Origin of the sequence: Vibrio sp. 10N.222.49.A3 (assembly GCF_041475145.1) — a bacterium.
Lineage (GTDB): Bacteria > Pseudomonadota > Gammaproteobacteria > Enterobacterales > Vibrionaceae > Vibrio > Vibrio tasmaniensis_A.
The window spans coordinates 1-2973 of sequence record NZ_JBFRVM010000181.1; the positions used below are offsets into that span (position 1 = coordinate 1).

The window sequence follows — 2973 nt, forward strand, 5'->3', positions numbered from 1 at the left end:
TTCCAGAACTAAATGCGGCGGTCGGTTACTTGCAAAACAACCGTAACATGAACATGAAAATCGCAATTTCAGTTAAACCACAGAACCCTACAGTGCATTTGGTGATTGGCCACAAGAGTAATGTAGAGAAAGAATATCCATCGCAAGCCTAACTGTATCGGATCTCACAGACCTTTGTACTACTCATCATCTAATGAACAGTTAGGAGCGTTATATGTTGTTGTCTTGGTTTAGCGACGACTACCCATCGGCCTTATTGTTATCATATTCAGGTACTAATTGAGTGAGGGGAATGATCGCCTCACTCAACTTTCATTGTGACAACGTCACAAAAAAGACCGAAAGACTACGGTTATTACCTTCCTTGAAGCCCTTATATAACGTTCTGGTCAGAGTTTTATAAAATATTCAACGTTTTACTGCCCACTTTTAAATCGACTCTCTTTATACCCAAGCGATAAAGGCAAGAGAGTACGTCATTTTGAAAAACATTGTATTGACTACGATTTAGAAGTAATAAAAATTCTTCTAACAAGTATCGTTTTTGAGCAAGCTGATAAAAATCACTTATCCTTTGCTTTACATCCAAGTCAATAACAGCGACTTCCAGGCGAGATTGATTCTTCTCAAATAAAAAACTAATCGGCCATTTTGACACAGAAAACCTCCATTATGTGTGAATTATAAAAACAGTCGTTACCGCTCGAAGGGAAAATTAGAGCAACATTTCTTCTTTAATTCCTACTTTGATTAATGCCGCCTTCTCAATCGCTGTTAGTTCTGAAAGCTCACTAACGAAATCACAATCCTTGAACCGAACGTCGGTCGCTTCACCCAACTTTTCACTCAATGCCGTCATCAAGCCTTCTACTAGGCCACTGAAACGCATGGCAGTCGAGATTAAAACATTGTCACCTTGCGCCAGATATGACGACGGAACTTGTTCAGCAACCAACCTAAAAACGCCTCGTAAACGCTGACCAAAAGCACCTTCCAATTGCGTTAATGTCGCTTTCAGGTCACTATTCGACATTTACTCCAAAGCTGAACTCATTAAATCCCCATCAAAACGAGCATGGGCATTCGCATCAAGCGCGCCTTCAGTTTTTTTGCCGTTTTTTCATGCCATTGCAAGGCCGATGTATCAATAAAACCTTGTAAACCTTGCATAGTGGCGCTTACATTTGGACGTTTGTGTGAAAGTGAGTCCACAATTAATCCTAGATGCCCTGAATAATTTTTCTCTTGTTTAGGGACAGTAGAAAGCGCCAATTCACGAACTAGACTCAGATCCCCCTTTATTCAAGGCGATATTCTGAATAAATTTAAATGAAATATTGCCTTCGCTTAGCGCATCTTGTAGCTTATTTATTGTTTCACTAGATAATAATGGTGTTAAATTCGCTGTTACTCGTGTAGACAAGTAACTCACCGAATCCAGTGCTGTTTTCTTACTATTATCCTTAGCTGAACTACCTCTAATACCTAGATCATTATCAATTTCAGAACTAACAGCAATCGTCCTGACAGAATGCTCGCTCGAGCTTTGTTTCTGTGTTTCCTGCTCAAAATAAGAACTAATAGCCTCTTTAAGTCCACCAACTTGAGCAGTTAATTTTCGGTCATTGAATAGGTTTCAGCGACAATGGCGAGTTTAGTTTGAGCAGACCACTGCTCTGATGAAGTGTTGCTCTTTGGCACGGTGGCTCCTGAACTTCTGAGTTGCGGGCGCCAATAATACAGGGTCGCAGTGCTAATTCCTTCCTCTTCGGACACTTCTTTAACTGACATCGAATAGGGAGGCAGCAGCTTCTTCAATATCGCTTCTTTTCTTTCTACTGAGATACGAGACACAATTACTCTTTATCGCCCAAACTGGTTAAATTTTAACAGTGACAACTACCCTGCCAGATAGGGATATTGTGAACCCAGATTTAGACACAAGAACAGCTCCCGATTGGGAGCCGTTCCCCTTTCAAAAATGATAATGTGCTTTCACACTATCATTCTCCTTTAGCAGCTTTATTATCTTTGGTGCTTGTCTCTTCAGCCTTATGCTCTAATACATCACAGTTTTTATTGATAGTGATGGACTTAGGCTTCATAGCTTCAGGTATCTCTTTCACCAGAGTAATAGTTAACAATCCGTTAGAAAGATCTGCATCCGTAACTTCAACATAATCAGCTAAGTTGAACTTACGTTCGAATGTACGATTGGCGATACCCTGATACAGATATTTATTTTCTTTATCAGCACATTTTTGCCCACGTACACTTAGCACGCTCTTTTCTACTTGAATATCAAGCTCTTCCTGAGTAAATCCGGCTACGGCCAGGGTGATGGCATAGCGATTCTCTTTTAGAACTTCAATGTTATATGGTGGGTAACCGTTGATAGCAGTTTCACTGGTCATGGCATGATCAATTAATGATGCTAGACGGTCAAACCCAACACTACTACGGTATAGTGGAGATAGGTCAATTGAGCTCATAATATATCCTCCATAAGAAGCAATACAAAATAAAAACAAGAGTGATGAAAAGGCCTCTTGATAAGACAACCTTTTCAAGGTTTTTTATAGTGTTTACGAACAATTATTTCAATAGTTTTTATATAGCAATTTCTCATTGAATTAGTTTTTTTATATGAAATTGTTATATCCTATCTATAATGACGAGACAAAAATAGTTCATAATTAGACGGTCTCTCTACTCTCTGATGGGCAATATTCCACGATATGAATTACGCGGGTGGCATGGGGTCGAGATCGGTTGGTTGAGTTAGAAATGAAAAAAAGGCAGACTTTCAGTCTGCCTTTTTGAGTCACAAGAGATTACTATCAAATCAAATGGAAGGTGATTTATGAATGTGACTCTATGCTTATGTGCGGGTTATGTTTGAAAAATCAATAGCCATGTGATGATTTATTTAACGTAATGGTACTTAGTGTGAACCCAAATTTAGACACAAGA

General features: G+C 39.2%; 5 protein-coding genes. All 5 read right to left on the reverse strand.

All coding sequences use genetic code 11. The features are described from left to right. Positions 1-397: 397 nt before the first annotated feature. The gene (locus AB4589_RS22165; protein ID WP_017098102.1) at positions 398-658 is read right to left on the reverse strand and encodes a hypothetical protein; all 261 of its coding nucleotides are present in this window, start codon (positions 656-658) and stop codon (positions 398-400) included. A gap of 57 nt (positions 659-715) precedes the next feature. Next, the gene (locus AB4589_RS22170) at positions 716-1033 is read right to left on the reverse strand and encodes a hypothetical protein (RefSeq protein WP_372101691.1); all 318 of its coding nucleotides are present in this window, start codon (positions 1031-1033) and stop codon (positions 716-718) included. Between the two features lie 20 nt (positions 1034-1053). Beyond that, entirely contained in the window at positions 1054-1212 is a 159-nt protein-coding gene (locus AB4589_RS22175; RefSeq protein ID WP_372101692.1) for a hypothetical protein, read from the reverse strand. A gap of 399 nt (positions 1213-1611) precedes the next feature. After that, on the reverse strand, positions 1612-1854 hold the full coding sequence (locus tag AB4589_RS22180) for a transposase (protein ID WP_032499864.1): 243 nt from the start codon (positions 1852-1854) through the stop codon (positions 1612-1614). A 149-nt stretch (positions 1855-2003) separates the two neighbouring features. Then, positions 2004-2492: an Hsp20 family protein gene (locus tag AB4589_RS22185; protein ID WP_017098606.1), complete on the reverse strand. Its 489-nt coding sequence runs from the start codon at positions 2490-2492 to the stop codon at positions 2004-2006. Positions 2493-2973 lie beyond the last annotated feature (481 nt).